This window comes from Marivirga sp. (assembly GCF_024636815.1).
GTDB lineage: Bacteria > Bacteroidota > Bacteroidia > Cytophagales > Cyclobacteriaceae > Marivirga.
Genome location: NZ_JAGXGF010000104.1, coordinates 1 through 22,316, shown reverse-complemented (window position 1 = coordinate 22,316; position 22,316 = coordinate 1). Strand labels below are relative to the sequence as shown.

The window sequence follows — 22,316 nt, the reverse complement described above, 5'->3', positions numbered from 1 at the left end:
GGTTCTTTGAAGTCAAGTAAGTTTTGCAAATCATTTTGAAAATAGGCAGCTTCTTCCTTATCGTGTAAAATGATGAGTTGATTTTGATGATTTAAAAGGTGCGAAACAGCAACAGCAACGGCATCCAAACTGCCAACCAAACCTTTAAATTGGATGGTTTGGTCTTCATTAGGTTTGAGGGAAGCCACCATCGTTTGCAAGATGGCATCATCTTTATATAATTTTAGAAAGTCTTTTATCTTCAATGTAAATTTGATTTAAATTTTGTGCTGACTTTTGCCTTGCAAATCCGTAAACAATGTGCAAAGGTAAAACAAACTCTCGGGAAAGGCGCATAGTTCAATTATCGCTTAGAAATTTAAGTAGGTTCTATTTGATAATTATTCGGACGATTGACGTATTATATGATATTCAGTCCCGATAGTTATTGGTATAGTTAGCTGTTGTTTAATTTAATTTTAAAATCTATATAACTAAAACGAAAGATAAAGAGTTATGAATGAAGAGACTAATGAGATTAGCTGGAAAGAATTTTCCAAAATTGAAATGCGCGTGGGTACTATTGTGAAAGCGGATGAATTTCCCGAAGCTAGAAAGCCTGCCTATAAGTTGCAAATTGATTTTGGTGAACATGGAATGAGAAAAAGCTCTGCTCAAATTACCAATCTCTATAAACTGGAAGATTTGCCAGGCAAAAAGATAGTAGCGGTGATGAATTTTCCACCTAAGCAAATTGCAAACTTTATGAGTGAGTGTTTGGTTTTAGGAGCTGTCGATGGAGATGAAATTAGCCTGCTAAATGTAGATGAAACTGCAAAAAATGGATTAAGAATTGCTTAAATAAGTTTAAGAACTGTATAAAATGAATAAAAAAACTAAAGAGGAAGATTTGTCATTTTTTGAGAGGGTGGAGAGACTGCATCCTTACAAAATGATTTTTATTTTAAGTTTAGTAGGAAGCACGCTAATCTTTCTCTTTTTGCTTTTTTCATTTTTTATGAGCCTGGGAAACGAAGGACAGAAGGAGATTGAAATCCCAGCAGTATTTGCTTTGAGCACCGTTTTGATTGGAGCTTCTAGTTTTATGATTCATCCTATTCATAGTCTTTTTAAAGCAGAAGAGATTTCATCCTTATTAACCGCCTTGCGTTTTACCTTCTTTTTAGGTTTAGGATTTGCTTTATGCCAATTTTTAGGCTGGAAAGCTTTAAAAGACTCAGAAATATTATTTTCTTCTGAAGTTTCTTCTTCCTTCTTCTATGTTTTGACTGGTTTGCATGCCCTTCACTTTTTAGCAGCACATACTTACTTAGGCTTTTTGATACTTCAAACTCAAAGCATCTCAAAAGACCCAGTCCAATATCTGATAGCTGAAACTAATCCTTATTGGCATTTAAAGTATGAATTGCTCACCAAAGGATGGCACTTTTTAGGTATTTTGTGGGCAATATTGATTTTGAGTTTTTGGGTGTTTTTGTAATTAAAAAAGCCCCGTAATCTTCCCCTCCTCATTCACATCAATTTGTTCTGAAGCAGGATGAGCCGGCAGGCCCGGCATTCGCATAATCGTTCCAGTTATGGGTATAATAAATCCTGCACCAGCGGCAATTTCTATTTCACGTACCGTGATTACAAAATCTTTGGGTCTTCCAAGAAGTTTAGGATCATCAGAAAGTGATTTTTCTGTTTTGGCCATACATATCGGAAGATTACTCAGTCCTAAATTCTCTATTCGCTTTAAATCTGCTATTGCCTTACTGGTATAATTCACCATTTTGGCTCCATAAATTTCCTGAGCTATTTTGGAAATCTTTTCTTTTACCGGGCTTTTCCAATCGTATAAAGGTTTAAAGTGGGAAAGCTCTGCATTGACCGAATCGATTACTAGGTTTGCTAAATCCAAGGCTCCTTTTCCTCCATCTGCCCAAACATCTGTTGCCGCTGCTTGAATATTTTTTAATTGAGCAAATTCTAGAACAGCATCAACTTCTTCTTTTGAGTCAGTATTGAATTTATTGATAGCAATAATAGGTGTGATTCCAAACTTCTTAACATTTTCAATATGTTTTTCCAGATTTGGAAATCCATTTTTCAATACCTCTACATTTGGCTCTTTGAGTGCTGTCAAATCTGCTCCGCCATGATATTTCAGTGCACGGATAGTGGTAGTAAGTACCACTACTTTTGGTTTTAAGTTAGCACTTTGACATTTGATATCTAAAAATTTCTCACCGCCTAAATCAAATCCAAAGCCTGCTTCGGTTACAGTATAATCAGATAAAGACATTCCCATTTTGGTAGCAATCACTGTATTGGTTCCTTGTGCAATATTTGCAAAAGGACCGCCATGAATAATGGCTGGATTTCCTTCTATTGTTTGAACTAAATTGGGTTTAATAGCATCCTTAAGCAAGGCAGTCATAGCACCTTCAGCTTTCAAATCCCTCGCATAAACTGCTTTTTTATCAAATGTATAGCCTACAAAAATATTCCCTAGACGACTTTTTAAATCTATTAAATCAGAAGAAAGACAAAGAATTGCCATGATTTCTGAAGCTGCGGTAATATCAAAACCCGTTTCTCTCGGAATACCATTGGTTGTACCTCCTAGTCCCACTACAATATTTCTCAAAGCACGGTCATTGAGATCCATTACTCGCTTCCAGGCTATTGTCCGAGGATCAATTCCTAATGAATTGCTTTTACTTTGCAGATTGTTGTCGATAATAGCCGATAGTAAATTATTAGCTTTTTCAATAGCAGAGAAGTCTCCTGTAAAGTGCAGGTTAATATCCTCCATAGGAAGAACTTGTGCATTACCTCCACCAGTCGCGCCTCCTTTCATTCCAAAAACAGGACCAAGAGAGGGTTCACGAAGAACTACAATAGTTTTCTTTCCTAATTGATTTAATGCTTCCGAAAGTCCGATTGACATAGTGGTTTTACCTTCACCACCCGGTGTGGGGGAAATAGCTGAAACAAGAATCAAATTGCTTTGATCAATTTTATTTTCATCTATTACATCGAGGGCTAATTTGGCTTTATACTTGCCATACATTTCAAGATCTTCAGCATTGATTCCCAATTTTTCAGCAATTTGCTGTATCGGTTGCAAATCTGTTTTATTGGCTATTTCTAAATCTGTCATAAGCTTATTTTAAGAACACTAATTTACCGCCTAGTAGTAATCAAAATTATGACGGATATCAGCTTAATTGTTGATTTTAATACGCATGAAGTATTTCAGAGACTAGTTTAAAAGCATTTTCACCTGCCTCTACTGCTCCATCCATATAACCAGGAAAGTTTGTTGCACTTTCTGAACTTGAAATTATTAATTGATTGTTGAAAAAGGATTCTCTGAAAATAGGATGGCCATTATTTTGATGTGGCTGCAATAAATTTTCTTTTGGCCATTTTACATAATCATCTTCTGACCAAACATATTCATGATAGCTTATAGCATTTTGTGCTTTTTCTCCAAAAATATCGGACAACTGTTTAAGGACAAGTTTTTCCCTTCTAGCTTTATCAATCCTTTTGAATTCAGCATTCAGAAAACCACACAAAGCAAACTTATCTTCTTGCTGATTAGAATGATCATAGCATTCAATAAAAGGACCAAAGTTACTCATAATGGTGGCTGGATTACCATTCTCTCTCCAAAAAGGTTTTTCAAATTCTACAGCTGCCTTAATGGAGTCTTCCATCCACGTTTGAGTTTTTTGTGCAATATGTAGTAATTCTTGAGGAAGAGGGGGAGCAAAACTAATTTGATGAGACCATATTTTGGGAGGCTGTGCCAATATTACTTGATCCGCCCTATACTCTTCATCATTTTGAGTATTTAGTATTAGCTCTTCATTTTCCTTTCCAATTTCTTTAACCTGAGTATTAAATTGAATATCATCTTCATCAAGTTTTTCAAATAGTTTATCTACTAAACTCTTACTCCCACCTGAAATACGAAAGCTGGGTTCTTGTTGCGGAAGTTTGTATTTACCATGATAGGTGGAATCAGAGTCATCGTAATAATAATATTCTCCCTGAAACTGATGGAAAATAGCTAGTCCAAATTCATTTAAAATTTTGATAAGGTTTTGATGTTGTCTTCCAAACCAGGTGGCTCCCATTTCAATAGGAGTACCATTATTTGTCATTTTGGTAAAAATTCTACCACCAATTTTATCTTTTGCTTCTAATATTTTGAAGGGAATATTATCCTGTTTGAGTCTAAAAGCTGTAATTAAGCCTGAAAGTCCTGCTCCTATTATTATTACCATTGATATAACCAGTTAACGTTAATTCTAAACTCAATAAACTTATTGCCACATTGAAATGTTTTATCCCGATTTCTAAACTTAAACATTATAGAACTTCAGAACTTCCATACCATAAGAACTCCTATGTTTTGACATTTGTTAGGCGGACAAAAGATAAATCAAAAAATTCTTTAACCATTTCCTCCAAAATAAGTTGAGGTTGTTATGAGCAACACAAAAACAATCGCCATCACAGGAGCCACATCAGGAATTGGGTTGGCTACTTCTGAAGCACTTTTAGAAAAAGGGTACTATTTAATATTTCTTGTTCGCAATGTAGAAAAAGCTCAAACAGTAATTGTTAATTTGGGCAAAAAAGAAAATGTCAGCATCATCAAATGCGATTTGGCAGATCTCAAGTCCGTAAGAAAAGCGGGTGAAGAGCTATTACAGAAAACAGATAAACTTGATGTACTGATCAATAATGCTGGGGGAACATTTAATGATCGATTGGAAAGTGAGGACGGTTTTGAATTACATTTAGCCGTAAATCATTTGGGTCATTTTTTACTTAGCAAAATATTGATGCCTTTATTGGAAAAAAGCAATACTAAAGTAATAAATCTGAGTTCAGAAGCACACAGGACAGGAAACCCAAATTGGTCTGATTTGAATTTAAAGAAAAAGTATTCAACCATCAGCGGATATGGAAACGCTAAACTATATAATATCCTTTTCACAAAATCATTAGCAGATAAAGGCATTACTTCTTACGCACTTCATCCTGGAGTAATCGACTCTGGTTTCGGAGATTCTTTGCCGGGTTTCTTTAAACTGATTTGGAAATTAGGGAAGCCCTTAATGAAATCTACCCGAGAAGGCGCCTCCACTTCCATCTATTTGGCAACTAATGATTTGCCAGCAGATAAAAACGGTGGATATTTTAAGGATAAGAAAGTGAAGAAAGCTTCTTCAATAGCCAATAGCAAAGCCGCAAGAAACAGACTTTGGGAAGAAAGTGAGAAAATGGTGGAGGGATATTGAATTAGTAGGATTGAAAAAAACATAAATTCTGATCTTAAAAAAACTAATTTTCTACTTTGAGCATTTGCAACACCCCCCTTTCATCCCCTCAAAGGGGGAGTCGCACGGAATTGCCTTTGACTTTATAATTTGATCAACACCTTTTGTCAAATTTATTTTGCTTAAACTCTGTTCAAAAAATGAGCGATATTTTTTTCAATAATCTAAATCTGTAAAAAATGTCTCCTTTAGGACTACAGGAGTGTCGGATAGCTACAAATAGATTACTTTCGCTTTCAAACAAAGTGGGGAGTTAGAAATAACAGCAAGTAAATAATATCTTTAAGGTTCAATTTGAATTGGATATTTATGAACCCACCTTCCAGAATTCTACCCATCATCGTTTTTTCTCAATTTTGTTGTACATCCCTTTGGTTTGCGGGCAATGCTGTGATGCCTGATTTGCTCATAGATTTTAATTTGGCGCCCACTGCTTTAGGCAGTTTGACATCTGCTGTCCAGTTCGGATTTATCATTGGTACTTTGGTTTTTGCAGTGTTATCTATAGCAGATAGATTTTCTCCATCTAAAGTCTTTTTCTTTTGTGCCATAATTGGAGCAGTTTTTAATTTGGGTGCAGTTTGGGATCAAAATACTCTATATAGTTTAATTAGTTTCAGATTTGCTACAGGTTTTTTCTTAGCTGGAATATATCCTGTAGGCATGAAAATAGCCTCCGATTATTATGAAAAAGGCTTGGGCAAATCCTTGGGCTTTTTGGTAGGCGCATTGGTTTTAGGTACCGCTTTTCCACATCTTTTGAAACAATTCACTCAAAATATAGATTGGCAAATGGTCATCTATATCACTTCCTCTTTAGCTGGCTTGGGCGGAATTTTACTTTTACTATTAGTGCCCGATGGGCCTTTTCTGAAAAGAAGTCAAAAGCCTGATTTATCTGCATTCTTTCAAGTTTTTAAGAAAAAGGAATTTAGGGCATCCGCATTCGGCTATTTCGGACATATGTGGGAATTATACGCTTTTTGGGCATTCGTTCCTGTTATTTTAATAGTTTATCAAGAGTTGCATACTATTACAGAATTTAATATCCCACTCCTATCCTTTATCATAATCGGAATAGGTAGTTTGTCCTGCATAGCGGGTGGCTATATTTCAGAAAAATTTGGTGCGAAAAAAACCGCTGGCACTTTCCTTCTGCTATCGGGCTTATGCTGCCTCATTTCTCCATTGATAATCTTTTACGCCCCTTCGGAAATATTCATTTTCTTCTTGATTTTTTGGGGACTGATGGTGATAGCCGATTCACCGCTTTTTTCAACTTTAGTAGCCACTCATGCACCTCCAGAAACCAAAGGCACTGCATTAACCATTGTAAATTCCATTGGCTTTGCCATTACTATCGTCAGCATTCAACTTTTAAATATCCTTCGATTAGAAATTAATCCTGCCTTTTTATACATCATTCTGGCAATTGGACCGGTATTAGGATTATTGGGTTTGTTCAGTGGAAAAAAGTCAGACTTAAAACTTAATTAATTTTAATTAGCAGAAATAGCCTTTGGGATAATTTGGGTCATCTGATCCATTAGTAAATTCAATTCTTTAATCTCTTGATAAAATTTTGCAGTTACTTCTTCATCTATAATGCTTTTTAGCAAATCAGGACTAAAAAAGTTTCTATCAAAGGGCTTTCCAAAGTAAGCCTTATTTCCAATTATTGAAAAATAGACGGTAGGGTGTTGATAATTTCCTTGTAAATGACCTTCAATTTTATCGTTGTAGGCTTGCTCCTTTTCCCAATCTGTTATTTTCAAAAATAAATCTTTTAACCCGCCCTCTAGTAAAGTTTTCGCTTTGTACTCATCACTACTATAGATCAGAAATTGATTATCAAAATAGGAGTCCCCTGTTTCAACTTGTTGTAAAGCTTGGGAAGCTTTTACATCTTGTATATACCAATGAGTATATTTATTCTTAGCAAATTCCTTTTGAAACTTTGACCCCTTTTGAACGAAACGTTTCTGGTCATTTTCTTCTTTAAATGAAGGGTTCGGTCTAATAATTAAGGAATCTATTATAGTTTCATTGAATTCAGCAACCAAAAAAACACCTTTAAAAACAGCATGGCTTACAAACTGCATACGTCCATTATGGTCAGCCTTCTTAATTTTGACTCCCAACCTCATTTCAGAGAATCGATAATCAGAGAATGAGTTTGACCCCTCAAATAAATCATCGCCATTATAATATTCTATATTCTCCTGAAATAATTGACTTTCATTAATTTCTTCTTTCGTGATGGATTTTTCGGGCTGGTAATTTAAGTTGGAGTTGAAATGCTGAATTATAGGAGTGACAATTTTTTCTTTAAACGGCTTCCGAAGGCTTTGCATTTTTTTAATCCCAATATGACTCCCAAAACCCCATCCAAAAAGAGAGAAAACAGGTCCAAAAATGACGAAGGCTTTCAAAAAATCAGTAAAGCTACCTTCCTCTTGCATGCTTTGTACACCTAATGAAACCAGAGTAGCTATTACCAAAGCGATTATAATGCCTCTCTTACGATTCACCTTCAACTTTTTAGAGAAGGCCAGACGTTCTTTTTCAATATCCTCAAGTTTTGCTTTTAACTCAGTTTTATAAAACTCCTTAAATTCTTCTTTTATCTCCATAACATTTAAGATACTTGTTTTCAAAATAAAACCAAAAGAAGTGTATTAAGTATTATGACACAACAGTACTTTTGTATTCCATATCTAAATAGGTCTTATGATAACATAAGGCAATAAATTAGATTTTCTTAAAAATTAATCGAAATTGCATAAATCATCAAAGGAGGCATCAAAATGGAAATAAATTTAGCAGTTTTAATAGATGGAGATAATATTCCTTCCGCCAACGTGAAGGAAATGATGGAGGAGATCGCCAAATATGGCAATCCGACCATTAAAAGAATTTATGGAGATTGGACTAAGCCCAATCTTAGTAAATGGAAAAACCTATTGCTTGAAAATGCCATCACTCCTATTCAACAGTATGGCTATACTACTGGAAAAAATGCTACGGATTCAGCTATGATTATAGATGCCATGGATATTTTATATTCGCAAAAAGTCCATGGCTTCTGTTTGGTTTCCAGCGACAGTGATTTTACTCGTCTGGCCACCAGACTTCGGGAAGCAGGCATGAAAGTATATGGAATAGGCGAAAAGAAAACCCCTAACCCTTTTATAGTGGCATGCGATAAGTTTATTTATATAGAAATTCTAAATAATCAATCTGAAGAAAGGGAAAGCTCCGAATCAAAAGCAAAACCTTCAGTAGATAAAGTTACTCAAAAGGATATCAAATTGATTGCAAGCACCATTACCGATGTAGCTGATGATGATGGTTGGGCATTTCTTGGAGATGTGGGAAATTTACTCCAAAAAAAGCAGCCTAATTTTGATTCCAGAAATTATGGCTTTGCAAAACTAACCCCACTGATCAAATCCCTTAAAAACTTTGAAATTGAAGAGCGGGTTGGGAATAAAAATAATTTGAAATTGGTTTATGTGAGGTTGAAGAAGAAGAGATAATCAATATCAATTCAAGTTCAAAACCATAATTGTACAAAATAAGATTGTGGTGTCACCTCGGTCTCAATGTATCGTGATTACGTTTTGCTATTATAGAACTAAATTTCAAATAAAGCAATTAACACCCCTGTAGTCCCCTCAAAGGGACAGTCTCACAGATTTATTTTAGCAGTAAACAAAAAGGTTTGTTACTATTTTTTTCAATCTTTAAGCAAATATTTGATAAGGTAGCGTTAAAAAGAAAATGTGATTCCATGCGTCTCCCCCACCAGCTGGCGGGGCGAGGTGGGCTGTCCAAATCATTTAAAATAATTACCAAATTAAACAATATAACTACTTAATATCCTCCAGTTTCTGTTTATAAGTCTCCACTATAGACTTTACTTTTTCTAGTTCTAAATATAGAGAATCTATGGAGGTTTTTAGGCTTTGAAGATTTTGAGAATATTGAGTAGAATCACCTCTTAATTCCTTTAATTTTTCTTCATAGGAGCTGATTCTTTCATTGGTTTTATCAAAATCTCTTTGATTTTTACGCTCATCTTTTTTTAAGCTTTCAAATTCTTTACTCAGATAAGTAGCTGCTTGTTCTGATTCATCTATTTTTTTCTGAGCCAAGTCGGTTCTCATTTTGATATTGAAATTATAGATGAATTCTTCCATGGCCTTTTGCAAATCTGGATATATATCTTTTGGAATTCCCTGAGGATCTATTCCTGCCCAAATTGTACTTTGCTCTTTATTACCTTTTATTTGACTGTAAACCAGAATATCATTAGGATAAATATCTGTCCTGAATTTTGTTTGATAGGTTTTGTGCGATTGGGTTTCCTCGCTTTTTCCAAAAGCCTTAGCATAATCTTTCCAGCTTTCTTCTGTCTTTTCTTTTGAAAACGGCAGATTAATTTCATATCCTTTCACATCTACCCCTAAGAGATAGTGTTCAGTAGCCACAGTTTGAAACTGAGCTGATGAAATATTCAAATTGAAAATGAAAAAAGCGAGTATTAAAATATATCGTAACATATCGAATCAGTTCTTTAAGCTTGCAACGCAAATATAACAATTAGGTATTGCTAATTAAGCATTATAAAAATCCACTAAATCAATTTACAAAAATCAAGCCCTTTTGTAAATAAGTCAATTCATAAATCCAACTTATTTCATTATCATGAGTTTAAAAGGTAGAATAAATGTCTATGAAAAAAGTATTAATAACAGGCGGATCAGGATTAGTAGGAACGGAACTTTCAGCACTTTTAAAGGAAAAAGGCTATGAGGTTGCTCATCTTACCAGAAATAAAAAAGACAATTATCCTTATCAACAATTTGAATGGGAAATCAAAAAGCAAGAAATGGAGGAAGAAGCCATTCGTTTTGCTGATGTTATTATCCATCTTGCTGGTGCAGGGGTTGCGGATAAAAAATGGACTGATGATAGGAAAAAGATTATAATTAATAGCAGAACAGAGTCTGCCGCTCTTTTGCATAAAACTATAGCAAAAATGCCTAATGAAGCTCCAAAGCATTTCATAAGTGCAAGCGCCATTGGCTATTATGGTATGGATACAGGCGACAAATTGGTAGATGAAGACACTAATCCAGGAAATGATTTTCTAGCAGAAGTCACCAAAAAATGGGAAGCTGCAGCCGACCAATTTAAATCCTTAGAGATACCCATTGCAAAAATTAGAATTGGAATTGTTTTAACCGATAAAGGCGGAGCACTCCCACAATTAGCTCAACCTATAAAATTAATGGCCGGAGCACCCCTTGGTTCAGGAAAACAATGGATGAGTTGGATTCATATTGATGATTTAGTAAGATTATTTCTGCTTGTGCTAGAAAATAATTTGACTGGAGTTTACAATGGAGTAGGACCTCATCCTGCGACAAATAAAGAAGTTACCAAAGCCGTAGCTAAAGCTTTAGATAAACCCTTGATTCTACCAAATGTACCAGCTTTTGCTATGAAATTATTATTAGGGGAAATGGCACAAATGATCTTGGGAGGAAATAAAGTGAGTGCTGAAAAAACCCTTAAATCTGGATTTGATTTTAAGTTTGAGAAGCTTGATAATGCCTTACAGGATATTTATAATAAAGAATAATTACTGATTTTAGAATATTATAACAGCTACCTGTATCTTCTAGATTCTGAAAATGAAATTCCTTAGTAGGTATCCTGAGATTTTAGAATAATGCATATAGTGAAAATTAAATCTTTAACAATCTCTAAAAGCGTTCGCTTGCTGGCTAGTGATTATTATAAAATCTATTCTGCTTCTGAAATGATATTATATTTGTTTTTACTCCCCAAGATCGACATCATTCTTAAATGACCTCGAGATAGTTAACCATTCCTCCCCGACTTTCAACTTGTCCTTTTGAAATGCACTTATTTTATCTTGGTTGACTATAAAAGAGCGATGGATTTGGGAGAAATTATCTGGCAATTGTTCATGAATAGATTTCAAAGTCATTTTGCTGATTAGCGGCTTATCGTCTTCAAGCACAAATCTTAGATAATCCCCTTTTGATTCTATATATAAAACTTTATCTAACTGTACTTTTTGCTGTTGACGGTCGATGGAAATAAAAATATGATTTGCATTTTGACCCACTTCAATGGTTTTAGTATCCAACTCATTTACGGCTTTCAAAAAGCGTTCGAAAGAAATAGGCTTGAGCAGATAGTCTAAGGCTTTTACTTCAAAAGCCTCCACAGCATATTTCCTATGCGCTGTTATGAAGATCACTTTCGGCTGAACATTATAGCTTTTTATAAAAGTCAGCCCGTCTAGACCAGGCATTTCAATATCAATAAATAATAAATCAACAGAGTTCTTCTGCAAGAAACCCCTGACTTCCCAAGCATTGGTGAAAACTCCTTTCAAATCCAAAAAGGGAACTTTAGCAACATAATCGCTGATCAATTCACGCGCTAAAGGCTCATCATCCGCTATAATACATTTCCAATTTTTCATGCTACAGGAATAATGATTTCAATTTTAAATGTACCGTTTTCAACAGTCTTTATCAGTTGATAATTGTCTTTATAAATATAGGATAATTGACTTTCAATATTTTTCAAGCCTATTGCTTTTGGGTTATGCTTCGATTCTCTAAAATTATTGGAAAAAGAGATTTTTAATTTATCATCAGTTTCATGAAGTGAATAAATGATGGACAATTTTTCTGTATTGTTTTTGCCTGCATGCTTGAAGCAGTTTTCCATTAAAGTAATCAAAATCAATGGTGGGATTTTAATGAGTTCATCATTCTGAACTTGAATGTCTTTCTCAATATCTAATCTATCGCCAAAGCGAAAACTTTCCACATAAATATAATCTTCTAAAGTGCTGATTTCATCTGAAAGTTTGATGAGTTCTTTTTTACTGTTTTCTAAAATGTACTCCAATAAGGCACTGAGCCGCAAAATCAATTCCGGGGCTTTATCGGATTTTTTCAAGCTTAGCGCATATAAATTATTCATCGTATTGAATAAAAAATGTGGGTTGAGCTGACTCTTCAAAAACCGAAGCTCCGCTTCTGCCATGTTTTTGATGGCTTCATTCTTTTCGTTTTCAGTAGCGCGCCATTTTTCTATGCTGGTAATAGCTACAAAAAGAAAGATGATTAAAAATAGAACCGTATTTAAAATAGCGATATCACGTGATCCTGGCGGCATCAATTCAAATTGATAATCTGCAATCATGATTAATACTACTGTGTTAATCAAAATGCTGACATAAACCGCAGCAATAATGAGATAAATGACATACAGTATAAACTTTCGCCTTTTCCCTTTCAATAAAAATTTAGGAATTAGATAATTAGAAATCAGGTAAGCCGAAGCAATAGTAATGGGTAGATAGATGGAAGCTAAAAGTAGTGCTTCTGTCCAATTATTATCATACTTCAGCAAGAATGCGCAGAGCACAAATGCCAATAGCCAAAAAATAATATGATAGTAGTAGCTCTGCTTCATCAAAAAGTAAATTTAAGCAAGTTGAATTCAAAAGCAGTTATAATCGACAGATAACTGATTTAGGTAGATGGAATGCAGAAAAGACAAAGAAGGGTTGAATTTATGTTTTCTATCTTTATAGAAAGGTCAGCCATCGATAGTTAAAACTATTGAGCAAAAAAGGTGATAGCATTGTACATCACTAAAAATAAAAATTATGAAATTTATTGAAATTCATGTTGAAGGCGGTATAGAGTTTATGTCCGTCCTTTTCCTTCTTTTATTAGGGGTAATTGTTACAGCGGTTTTAGTTGTAAAAAATAAAGAGGATAAAACAAAAGCTAATAAATGGCTTAAAACATCTCAAGAAATAGCCATGTTCGCCCTAGTTTTTGGAATTTTAGGTCAATTTATTGGGCTTTTAGGAGCTTTTCAGGCCTTAGAAGAAGTAGGTGAAGTTTCTCAGGGGATATTAGCAGGAGGTTTAAAAATATCATCCTATACCACTGTTTATGGAATTGTTATATTCCTTTTGGCCAAGCTTTTTAAGATAGGGTTTCAATTCTCTCAAAAATAAGGTGTATTCATAGTGGTCAGATTTGGCATCTCTAATGATGTCATTTCTGATCATTTTGGTAAACTTCAGACATCCTATTTAATACATTATATCAAAGAAATAATTATTCTAATATCTTTTTAATCAAGAGAACTTATGAGAATTATAGAAATCATACTATTATTAATTGTAACCGTTTTTCCAATTTACATTTCAACAAAAAACTACTCACTTAATAAGAAAAGTGCTTTAGTATTTATCGGAATTTTATTTCTTATTCATCTGATTTTCGAAGGATTCAGATGGCAAATGATTCCCTCCTATTTACTTATCCTTATCCTAACATGGTGTATTTTTAAAGCGCATTCCTTTTTCAAAGGAGGATTGTTTAGAAAAATAATAACCGGAATTGGGTTCGCTATTTTGATAATTTTTGCTTGGGTTTTGCCTTATATTCTACCAGTATTTGATTTGCCAACACCATCAGGAAAATATAAAGTAGGTGCTCAAGATGTTCATTTAATTACAGATCAGGAGGAAACTATTACACCAGAAGCAGGAGATAAAAGGGAGCTGATGGTTAAAGTTTGGTATCCTGCTAAAATCAATAATGAAGAAAAGGAAGTTTACCTGAATGAAGCTGAAAGAGTTGGATTTGCTTCTAAATATGGAGTACCTAATTCGGTTTTTAATTACTTAGATTATATAGAAACACATACTTTTATCAAGCCTGATGTGGCAAAAGGAAAATTCCCTATCCTTATTTTTTCTCATGGTCACCAATCTAATGCTACCGGATACTATGCAATATTAGAGGAAATAGTAAGTCATGGCTATATTGTATTGAATATTAATCATACTTATGAAAGTGTGGGTTCGCTTTTTCCTGAAGGAGAAATTAAATTGTATAGTAAGGAATTTGAAAAAGTGCAGATGACTGAGGAAATGGCTGCAATGACTTGGTCAGCAACACAGGAATTGGAAAAAGCCAAAACCAATGAAGAAGAGTATGCCGCTGTTAAGGATCTCATTCGAGATTATGTAGCCGGAGATATCGGATTGCGCTGGAGCAATGATATTTCTATGGTCATTGATGCTTTAGAAAGAGGGGATACTTTTTCATTCTTCGCAAAACACATTAACACCTCAAAAATTGGGGTATTCGGACATTCTCAAGGTGCTACAGCAGCAGGTCAGGCGTTATTGAATGATAAAAGAATAAAAGCAGGAATAAGTATTGACGGTATTCTTTGGGGCGCCATGATTGATACTACTTTGACAAAACCCTTTGCTATACTTTCTGCAGATTGGGATTATAGTGCTTATCAACCTGATTTAAATAAACACATTTTTCGAAATGGTACTGCTAATGATTTCTATCAAGGTAAAATTTTAAAAGCAGGTCATTCAAACTTTATGGATATTCCCTACAAGATTAGAATACCAGTTATCAACGAGGCAGGATCCATCAAACCTGAGAAAGCATCTAAAATAACCTCAGTGGTGGTCTTGCAGTTTTTTGATAAATATTTAATGGATAAAAATGTTGATTTGATGACGCTAAAAAAGGAATACTCTGAGCTTGAATTGATTAAAGAAAACTAATAGGGCGATTAGTCTATACTATTGGTGTTTTTCAAGCTATCGAACAAGTAGGAGAAGTTTCCCAGGGAATTTTAGCGGGGGGATTAAAGGTCGGCTCTTACCCTACAGTATATGGAATCTTTATTTTTCTTCTGGCAAAGCTGTTTAAAATCGCATTTCAATTTATTAAAAAGTAGCCGTTTCCATAGTTTAATGGTCGGGCAGTAGCCTAGTCTCATGAGTTGCTCCCGACTTATAGGAAACTTAAGCACGCATTTTATTATGCGTGCTTTTTATGTTTAATCATCTCTTTTAAACCATGGTTTAAAAACACTACAAATTTACTAGCTCCTAGCTCCAGTTTTAAAGAGGAAAAGAAGGTTTTGACATTTATGCCATAGGCATTCTTTTAGGGGTAAAAAAAGGAGAAAATCATATATATTAATAGTTTTTTAATGCTAATTTAATAGTTTTGTGACTTGATAAATAATCAAAGTAAACCTAATCGATTTAATTTTTAATAATAAAAACTATGAAAAAAGCCTTACTTTTTTTTAGTATACTATTTCTTTCTTTAGAACTAAAAGGGCAGACAGAAGAATATTTTGATCCTGATGATCGACCTAAATTTTATTTTGGTGTAGGAACAGGTATTAATACTTATACTGGACTAGCAGGACTTTCCGGTAATTTCATAATTGAAAAAAAACTTTTTGTACAAGCCGGCCTAGGGTTAAGCTCCTGGGGCGTTAGAACTTCTATTGGACTTCGATATGATAGATCTTATAGAAACGGTTTCACCTATGGCATAGGTTTATCAAATTCCTCGGGTATTGATGATATAGATATGGAATTAGAAACAGCTAGCGGAGGGACAAGAGATATAAATATGCAATTAGAAAATGCTCCTGCAATTTATATAAAAACCGGCTATAACTGGTGGTTTGGTGAAAACAATACATTTAATATAAACCTAGGGTATTCTGTTGCCTTAAAAGGACAACCATGGACTGTCAATGACGGCTCTTCATTGTCACCAACTTCCCAGCAAGTCCTGCAACTAATTGCTCCGGGTGGTATTATTCTTGGCATGGGTTTCACTTTTGGTATCCAATAATATTTGGAATAGAAGGGTGACTTTCATTAGTCCAATAAGGGTGAAAAATCAGTAACAGAATTAAATTCCATTATTAAAGCACGAGATATTTACGCTCGTGCTTTTTCAATTTCTCAAAGATTAGCTTATTACACAGCTACAGCATTCATAAAACTTAGATTTCAAAGACTCTCTTCCTCTTTGCACCCTCATTTTTGCAGCTGAATAGGATATATTCAATTTCTCAGCAATCTCTTTCTGGTTTACGCCTTCTAAATCAGACATTCTCACCGCTTCCCTATATTTGTTAGGCAATTGTTCCAAAAGCTTTAAAACACAGTTTTCCACAGCAATATTGACAAAATCCTCCTCTTCATCTTGCGATAAATCATCCACTATGGATTGACTATGTTTCTTTTGCTCTTCCCTAAAGTAATCAATCACCACATTAGAAGCTACTCGATAAAGCCAGGCCCTCAGGTTCCTAACATCTTGTAGTTTCTCACACATACTATATAGCTTAAGGGCCAACTGAGAAGTCAAATCCTCAGCCACTTCTTTGGATTTGACTTTTTTCAGGATATAATTTTGAATTTCACCTTTAAATTCCAAATAAATTGGAAAAACAGCTTTGCATTCTTGATTCATATTCGAATATCTGAAATTTATTTTAATGAAACGGCACTTTCATAATATCCAGGACTGTCCTGATAAGTAGTAAACAATTCCCATTCATTTTGATCCTGATCTTTTGCTCAAGACTTTTGCGATTTCGCATAGCAACATGTAGTTAAACCTTCTTCTTCCATTGCCACATTCGCATTCTTCGCTTGAAGATAAAGTGATTGCAATTCCTCATCTGAGCTGGCTTCAATACCTAAATGATTCACTCCAAAAGCTTCTGTAGCATTACTTTTAATACTCAAATTTAGACTAGGATTATTAATTTTCCATTGTAAATAATCGTCTTTTTCTTTAGTAGGAGCTATTCCTATTAAAGCTGAGTAAAACTTCTTTGCTTTTGATAAGCTACTTACATTTAACATAATGTGTATTCTTTTCATGACTTTAATATTTAAAATTCATCCCTATGACGGGGACATTTACAAAAAGACACATTTTTTAAGCTTTCTTTTTTAGGGTTTTAAAATGTCACTTAAGTAATCATGAATTTATGTTTTGCCCTTAAATTTTTTGTTAAGTTTGTTTTATTTAAAATCAAATTTCCCTCTATGAATAAGATTCTAATTAAGGCCGAAATGGTATTACTAGCTTTATTGGCTGTAGCTGTTGTCCTTGAACTTTTGGATACCAAGCTTTCTATACTTTACATTATTAGCTTAGCAGGACTTGGAATAGTCTTTTTTTTATTCGCCCAAATTCCTTCCCAAGCTAAAATAGAAGGATCTGATTTTAATTCATTACTTGGCCTCTCTATTGTACCCAGAGTTTTATGGATAAGCACTGCTATTACTACAGTAGGAGTTCTTTTTTATCTTCAGGGTTTTGCAGGAGCGTTTAAACTTCTAAGCATTGGCGGAATTACAATTGCTATCTGCACCCTAATTCTTATAATACTAAGAGTCATTAATGTTAAAGGATTGGAACAAGTGATACCTATCCTCTACAGATCATATCCAGCCTTGCTTGCTGCTGCTTATTTTATATTCGCATAAGCAAATTTAATAGTAAATATAGCCTTCTTATAAATTGATAATAAGTACTATATTTTGATTCACAATAAAAACATACTTATACGGTTAATAGTTTGGAAAAGAGAAACTTAATGTTTTTAGAAATGAAAAGAATATTGTTTTTTTATTTATGTATTCTTGCACTATTCTCAAGCTGTGAGGAAATAGATTCTCAATGTATGAAAGGGGAAGTTATCGGAGAAATTAGGAGTGCTGGTGGAGGGTTAGCTGTTTCATTGGATAGAAATCACGAAGGAGCTGTGAATTGGCAGGGAGAAAATAATGTAATTGAGCTTTTGAATATACCCGGCATTTATCAAAGCCCGGGAACTACCATCTATTTTACCTCAAGGCCAGCGAACTCAGATGAGCTTGGCCCAGTGACTGCTGACGGGGATGAGAGTATAGAGTTAGTTCTTTATGGATTGGAGTTTAATTCTGATGAATGTCCATAAATTTAAAACTCAGGTAAAAAGATAATTTAGCTATTTAATTGGTTTTAGAATAAAACTTTAAATAAGCGAATAAAGCAACCATCCCTTTGTGCTATTCTTTCAATCCTCCTCCAATATCTCCTTCACCCTCCCTACTTCACCAGTCTCCAACATCACTTTTATCCCATGCGGATGAAATGAAGATTTGGTTAAAATCTTTTTTACAAATCCATTGGTCAAATCTCCAGTTCTCTGATCTTGTTTTTGAACAATCTCTACTTCCAGGCCAATTTTTATATCGTTTCTATTTCTTCCGTCAGGCATATCCTATTCTTTGTTTTAGTAAATTAATTTAACCTAAGATTTATGTAATAATGTAAAATAATTGTGTAACAATCAATATAGTTAAAAATCACAAATTTACATTGTAACCACTCCATTACGGAAAAAAATACAAAAACTATGAAAACCGAAGAAAAAGAAGAACAGGATCTGAAACCGATCAGAGAACAGAACGAGCCAAACAAGGCTGATAAGGATGAAAAGAAGCGCAAAGCCATTGAAAAGGATAAAGATAAAGAGGATTTGACGGCAAAGGAAACCAGTGGTAAGTCCGATGAGAAGAGGGAAGAGCAAAATTAAAACCTGTGATTATCAAATAACAAAATTTAGAGGTTATATCCCTTTACAGCTTTAAAAGTGGTTTTAACATATTAGCTAAAGTTGATTTATGGGGGTAATTCCTGTTTATAATTTAACATTACTTTCATTTTATGCTATCAACCCTTGAACCTAAAATCGGTATTGAAAAATACCATTCCAATATTTTATCCACCATTGGCCAAACGCCATTGGTTCACCTAACCCGACTATCAGGTCAACATGATTTTTCTGTTTTTGGAAAAATGGAAAGTTTTAATCTTGGAGGCAGCATTAAAGACCGAACCGCCTTTAATATGTTATCACAAGCACTTGCTTCAGGTCACATTAAAACCGGAGACACCATTATAGAATCTAGTTCAGGCAATATGGCTTTAGGCCTAGCTCAGGCTTGTAAATTTTTTGGTTTAAAGCTTATAATTGTTTTTGACCCTAAAGCGAATGTCCATACCGAAAAAATCCTGAAAACTTATGGTGCAAAATTGGTGAGAATAACTCATGAAGAGCCGCAAGGAGGATTTTTGGAAAGTCGAATCAAGAAAGTGCAAGAACTGCTCAACGAACACCCAAATAGCCACCGCCTGAACCAGTATGAAAATTCAGCCAATCCGGAAACCCATTATCAGACCATGAGCGAAATTACTTATGCCCTCCATCAAAAAGTGGATTATATTTTCATCAGTACCAGCACTTGCGGAACCCTAATGGGGTGTGCACATTATATTTATGAAAATCGCTTACCCACTAAAATCATATCGGTAGATGTAAAAGGAAGCGTAACTTTTGGGCAGAAGGAAGGTAAACGTCTCATTCCGGGACACTGTTCCGGTAAACCATCCAACTTTCTAATCCTCGATCTCATTTATGATATTATCCATATATCTGACGAAGAATGTATTAAAGCTTGTTGGAATCTGCTCGAAAATGAGGCCATCCTTTGTGGAGGGTCTTCGGGCGCAGTTATTTCCGCAATAGAAAAATACGCTCCGGCTATTCCTGCGGGGACTAATTGCGTGGCCATTCTTTGTGATAGAGGCGAACGCTATCTGGATACGATTTATAACAAGGACTGGATTAATGAACATTTTCAAGATATTAAATTTTCTCATAGACTTATAAGTGACAACCATTAAATGAATGATATGAAAGCTTTTCCTTATAAAATAGCAATTGTAGGTTTGGGTCCCAAGGGCATGTATGCATTGGAGCGTATACTCGCGCAATTAAAGGCAAGTCCTGTGCAACAGATTGTAGAAATTCATCTTTTTAATAAAACCACTTTTATGGGCTCGGGCGATGTCTACAGAAGCGATCAGCCTGATTATTTACAGATGAATTTCTCCAATAAACATATCAATATGTGGCCTGCGGAATTACCTCCCCCAGTGGTTGAACATCCCTTGAGCTTATCAGAATACCTGAAAAAGCAGAATAGCATTGATGAGATTGATCCTTTGTTTTCATCGCGTGCCATGGTGGGGGCATATCTCGAAAATGGATATGCTCAACTTTGTGCCAACCTTCCTGAAAATGTAATTATTCATCAGCATATTTCGAAAGTAGGTTCCATAGTAAAAGTTGGCACTCATTATTCCATAGAATTTGAGGAGCAGGGAGAAACACCTAGCTTGAGTGATTTCCAAAATATTTTAATCTCTACGGGCCACCAACAACATAAAACCCCAGATGACGCCAGTGAAAATGAGATCTCATTTATTTATCCTGTAGAAGACAAGTTAAAAAATATTAGGGAAGGCCAGATTGTTGCAATAAAAGGCATGGGCTTAACCTTTATAGATGCAGCATTAGCACTTACAGAAGGAAGAGGAGGAGCTTTTACGGATTCAGATGATGGAAAATTAATTTACAAAGCCACAGGAAAAGAACCGAGATGCATTTTTCCCTTCTCAAAATCCGGATGGCCAATGTTGCCAAAACATAATTTCAATGAGTATCCTAGAGAATTGTATGTTTCAAAACTCAGCAGATTAAAGCCCAAAAAGTTAAGTTTCCAAAATGACATTCTGCCACTTATTACTCAAGATATGGAGTTTGCTTATTACAGGACTTTATTCGCAGAGCAAAAAGAGTTACTAGCCTATCACCCAAATTATGATGAAGTAAAAAATCAAATAAATGATTTCCATGAAAAACATCCCCAATACAAGCTCTTTTCAATGCGCAACTTATTGGAACCAGCTTTTGATTCTTATAAAAGAACGGATCAAAATATTCTGGAATACTTAAAAATTTATAGTCATGAAAAGATCGAAAATATAGAACACAAAGCACAATTGCGTGCAGCCGCAGTTTGGCAAAGATTCAGTCCTTTATTTAATGAACTCTATTCCTTTAGCGGACTTGATGCCAAATCCCACCAAGAATTTGATCAATATTATTTTGGCAAGTTTAACCGCATTGCCTATGGTCCTCCTCCACAAAATCTTAAAAAGATATTGGCCTTGGCAGAAGCGGGGATTATCAATTTTCAATTTGCCAGAAGTCCAGAAATAAGAATTTATAAAAGTGGTTTTGTATTAAGCAATGATGAATCCGAAATGTATTGTGATGTATTGATCGATGCCCGAATTCCTAAAAACGCTATGGAAAAAGAAGCTTCTGGCTTGTTCTCGAATTTATGTAAAAATGGTTTGGCCAGACCTTATGTCAACCGGGACGAAAATGCACATTATGCTCCGGGAGCAGTTGAAATCAATCGCTATGGAAAATGAATTAACAAAGAAGGAAATACTGAAAACATAACGCTTTACGGCACGCCTACGGAAGGGATTGTGCATGATAATGATACTTTGTCGCGCAGCCGAAATAACTTTGCCCGGCCATGGGCAAAATCCATCATCCAACAACTAATCAAAAGTGAAAACGACAATAAGCAAGAACCTGCCAAGGCTTACTCCTATAGTAAGTAATTGGATGATACAATTGATGGAGGATAAAAAGTTGTTGGGCACACTTTTTGAAACCTATGGTTCTCCTCTAAATATCCATTATCTGCCCGAATTTGACCGAAACATCCAAACGTTCCGAGAGGTATTTGAAAAGCACAAAATACGGCATCAATTATTTTATGCCCGCAAGGCCAACAAAAACCAAAGTGTGGTAAAACGAGCAAAAGAAAATGGCATTGGTGTGGACACGGCCAGCTTTAGGGAATTGCGACAAGCACTGGATGCGGGGCTAGAAGCTGAGAAATTGGTAAAAATATATGCAACAGCCGTCAATGATTATGACTGGGGCATGGTTAGAGGTAAACCCTATTTGTACCGATTACTATTTACCTGAGTTCGATTCTAATTTAGGATTCAGAACGCCTGTAAATAGTGAGTTTCAACTAAAAATTCTGAAGCAATAGCGGGCTATTGTAAGGAATTTTTAGGAAGAAAATCGCTGTTTAGAGGTGGGATAGGAAAAGCTTTT

25 protein-coding genes are annotated in these 22,316 nt (G+C 34.9%); 15 read left to right on the top strand and 10 right to left on the bottom strand.

Annotation, left to right across the window (positions count from 1 at the left end; translation table 11 throughout):
- On the bottom strand, positions 1 to 245 hold a 245-nt coding region (locus tag Q0L29_RS08075; RefSeq protein ID WP_296620662.1), incomplete at its 3' end, for a hypothetical protein.
- A gap of 250 nt (positions 246 to 495) precedes the next feature.
- On the opposite strand from Q0L29_RS08075, the gene Q0L29_RS08070 reads away from it, so the two are divergent.
- Together Q0L29_RS08070 and Q0L29_RS08065 are read left to right on the top strand one after the other, a co-directional pair.
- Complete coding sequence (locus tag Q0L29_RS08070) at positions 496 to 840, top strand: tRNA-binding protein (protein ID WP_296620660.1); 345 nt, start codon at positions 496 to 498, stop codon at positions 838 to 840.
- A 22-nt stretch (positions 841 to 862) separates the two neighbouring features.
- Positions 863 to 1,480, top strand: coding sequence for a hypothetical protein (locus Q0L29_RS08065; RefSeq protein WP_296620658.1), 618 nt, complete (start codon positions 863 to 865; stop codon positions 1,478 to 1,480).
- Here Q0L29_RS08065 and Q0L29_RS08060 read toward each other — a convergent pair whose 3' ends face one another.
- Positions 1,481 to 3,148 (bottom strand): formate--tetrahydrofolate ligase, encoded by a 1,668-nt coding sequence (locus Q0L29_RS08060; protein ID WP_296620657.1) that lies wholly within the window; start codon positions 3,146 to 3,148, stop codon positions 1,481 to 1,483. It lies immediately after the preceding gene.
- 76 nt (positions 3,149 to 3,224) lie between these two features.
- Positions 3,225 to 4,283: an NAD(P)/FAD-dependent oxidoreductase gene (locus Q0L29_RS08055; RefSeq protein ID WP_296620656.1), complete on the bottom strand. Its 1,059-nt coding sequence runs from the start codon at positions 4,281 to 4,283 to the stop codon at positions 3,225 to 3,227.
- Between the two features lie 204 nt (positions 4,284 to 4,487).
- Here Q0L29_RS08055 and Q0L29_RS08050 point away from each other — a divergent pair, with 204 nt between their 5' ends.
- Positions 4,488 to 5,306, top strand: a complete 819-nt coding sequence (locus Q0L29_RS08050; RefSeq protein WP_296620655.1) for an SDR family oxidoreductase — start codon at positions 4,488 to 4,490, stop codon at positions 5,304 to 5,306.
- A 348-nt stretch (positions 5,307 to 5,654) separates the two neighbouring features.
- Positions 5,655 to 6,842 carry a nitrate/nitrite transporter gene (locus Q0L29_RS08045; RefSeq protein WP_296620653.1) on the top strand — a complete coding sequence of 396 codons (1,188 nt, stop codon included), beginning with the start codon at positions 5,655 to 5,657 and terminating at the stop codon, positions 6,840 to 6,842.
- A 2-nt stretch (positions 6,843 to 6,844) separates the two neighbouring features.
- Here Q0L29_RS08045 and Q0L29_RS08040 read toward each other — a convergent pair whose 3' ends face one another.
- Complete coding sequence (locus Q0L29_RS08040; RefSeq protein WP_296620650.1) at positions 6,845 to 7,978, bottom strand: DUF3137 domain-containing protein; 1,134 nt, start codon at positions 7,976 to 7,978, stop codon at positions 6,845 to 6,847.
- Positions 7,979 to 8,152: 174 nt separating this feature from the next.
- On the opposite strand from Q0L29_RS08040, the gene Q0L29_RS08035 reads away from it, so the two are divergent.
- Positions 8,153 to 8,884, top strand: a complete 732-nt coding sequence (locus Q0L29_RS08035; RefSeq protein ID WP_296620648.1) for an NYN domain-containing protein — start codon at positions 8,153 to 8,155, stop codon at positions 8,882 to 8,884.
- A 333-nt stretch (positions 8,885 to 9,217) separates the two neighbouring features.
- Here the strand turns inward: Q0L29_RS08035 and Q0L29_RS08030 are convergent, their stop codons facing one another.
- Complete coding sequence (locus Q0L29_RS08030) at positions 9,218 to 9,910, bottom strand: hypothetical protein (protein ID WP_296620646.1); 693 nt, start codon at positions 9,908 to 9,910, stop codon at positions 9,218 to 9,220.
- A gap of 173 nt (positions 9,911 to 10,083) precedes the next feature.
- Here Q0L29_RS08030 and Q0L29_RS08025 point away from each other — a divergent pair, with 173 nt between their 5' ends.
- Positions 10,084 to 10,995, top strand: coding sequence for a TIGR01777 family oxidoreductase (locus Q0L29_RS08025; protein ID WP_367275766.1), 912 nt, complete (start codon positions 10,084 to 10,086; stop codon positions 10,993 to 10,995).
- 198 nt (positions 10,996 to 11,193) lie between these two features.
- Here the strand turns inward: Q0L29_RS08025 and Q0L29_RS08020 are convergent, their stop codons facing one another.
- On the bottom strand, positions 11,194 to 11,871 hold the full coding sequence (locus tag Q0L29_RS08020) for a LytTR family DNA-binding domain-containing protein (RefSeq protein WP_296620642.1): 678 nt from the start codon (positions 11,869 to 11,871) through the stop codon (positions 11,194 to 11,196).
- Complete coding sequence (locus Q0L29_RS08015; protein ID WP_296620640.1) at positions 11,868 to 12,875, bottom strand: sensor histidine kinase; 1,008 nt, start codon at positions 12,873 to 12,875, stop codon at positions 11,868 to 11,870. Before Q0L29_RS08015 ends, Q0L29_RS08020 begins: the two co-directional genes overlap by 4 nt.
- 196 nt (positions 12,876 to 13,071) lie before the next feature.
- On the opposite strand from Q0L29_RS08015, the gene Q0L29_RS08010 reads away from it, so the two are divergent.
- From Q0L29_RS08010 to Q0L29_RS08000, 3 genes are all read left to right on the top strand, one after another.
- Positions 13,072 to 13,431: a MotA/TolQ/ExbB proton channel family protein gene (locus tag Q0L29_RS08010; RefSeq protein WP_296620638.1), complete on the top strand. Its 360-nt coding sequence runs from the start codon at positions 13,072 to 13,074 to the stop codon at positions 13,429 to 13,431.
- Positions 13,432 to 13,566: 135 nt separating this feature from the next.
- Positions 13,567 to 15,015, top strand: a complete 1,449-nt coding sequence (locus Q0L29_RS08005) for a hypothetical protein (protein ID WP_296620636.1) — start codon at positions 13,567 to 13,569, stop codon at positions 15,013 to 15,015.
- 511 nt (positions 15,016 to 15,526) lie between these two features.
- Positions 15,527 to 16,111, top strand: a complete 585-nt coding sequence (locus Q0L29_RS08000; protein WP_296620635.1) for a hypothetical protein — start codon at positions 15,527 to 15,529, stop codon at positions 16,109 to 16,111.
- A 120-nt stretch (positions 16,112 to 16,231) separates the two neighbouring features.
- Here Q0L29_RS08000 and Q0L29_RS07995 read toward each other — a convergent pair whose 3' ends face one another.
- A complete protein-coding gene (locus Q0L29_RS07995; RefSeq protein ID WP_296620633.1) occupies positions 16,232 to 16,738 on the bottom strand; it encodes a sigma-70 family RNA polymerase sigma factor in 507 nt (168 codons plus the stop codon).
- A gap of 107 nt (positions 16,739 to 16,845) precedes the next feature.
- Positions 16,846 to 17,154 carry a VOC family protein gene (locus Q0L29_RS07990; protein ID WP_296620631.1) on the bottom strand — a complete coding sequence of 103 codons (309 nt, stop codon included), beginning with the start codon at positions 17,152 to 17,154 and terminating at the stop codon, positions 16,846 to 16,848.
- Between the two features lie 168 nt (positions 17,155 to 17,322).
- Here Q0L29_RS07990 and Q0L29_RS07985 point away from each other — a divergent pair, with 168 nt between their 5' ends.
- Positions 17,323 to 17,766: a hypothetical protein gene (locus Q0L29_RS07985; RefSeq protein WP_296620629.1), complete on the top strand. Its 444-nt coding sequence runs from the start codon at positions 17,323 to 17,325 to the stop codon at positions 17,764 to 17,766.
- A 197-nt stretch (positions 17,767 to 17,963) separates the two neighbouring features.
- The gene (locus tag Q0L29_RS07980; protein WP_296620627.1) at positions 17,964 to 18,239 is read left to right on the top strand and encodes a hypothetical protein; all 276 of its coding nucleotides are present in this window, start codon (positions 17,964 to 17,966) and stop codon (positions 18,237 to 18,239) included.
- A gap of 99 nt (positions 18,240 to 18,338) precedes the next feature.
- Here the strand turns inward: Q0L29_RS07980 and Q0L29_RS07975 are convergent, their stop codons facing one another.
- Positions 18,339 to 18,542 carry a YwbE family protein gene (locus Q0L29_RS07975; protein ID WP_296620625.1) on the bottom strand — a complete coding sequence of 68 codons (204 nt, stop codon included), beginning with the start codon at positions 18,540 to 18,542 and terminating at the stop codon, positions 18,339 to 18,341.
- Between the two features lie 138 nt (positions 18,543 to 18,680).
- On the opposite strand from Q0L29_RS07975, the gene Q0L29_RS07970 reads away from it, so the two are divergent.
- The 4 genes from Q0L29_RS07970 to Q0L29_RS07955 all read left to right on the top strand — a co-directional run bounded on the left by Q0L29_RS07970 (position 18,681) and on the right by Q0L29_RS07955 (position 22,181).
- Entirely contained in the window at positions 18,681 to 18,860 is a 180-nt protein-coding gene (locus Q0L29_RS07970; protein ID WP_296620623.1) for a hypothetical protein, read from the top strand.
- 131 nt (positions 18,861 to 18,991) lie between these two features.
- On the top strand, positions 18,992 to 20,011 hold the full coding sequence (sbnA, locus tag Q0L29_RS07965; protein WP_296620622.1) for a 2,3-diaminopropionate biosynthesis protein SbnA: 1,020 nt from the start codon (positions 18,992 to 18,994) through the stop codon (positions 20,009 to 20,011).
- A gap of 9 nt (positions 20,012 to 20,020) precedes the next feature.
- Positions 20,021 to 21,610 (top strand): FAD/NAD(P)-binding protein, encoded by a 1,590-nt coding sequence (locus Q0L29_RS07960; RefSeq protein ID WP_296620620.1) that lies wholly within the window; start codon positions 20,021 to 20,023, stop codon positions 21,608 to 21,610.
- 145 nt (positions 21,611 to 21,755) lie between these two features.
- The gene (locus Q0L29_RS07955) at positions 21,756 to 22,181 is read left to right on the top strand and encodes a hypothetical protein (RefSeq protein ID WP_296620619.1); all 426 of its coding nucleotides are present in this window, start codon (positions 21,756 to 21,758) and stop codon (positions 22,179 to 22,181) included.
- Positions 22,182 to 22,316: the final 135 nt, after the last annotated feature.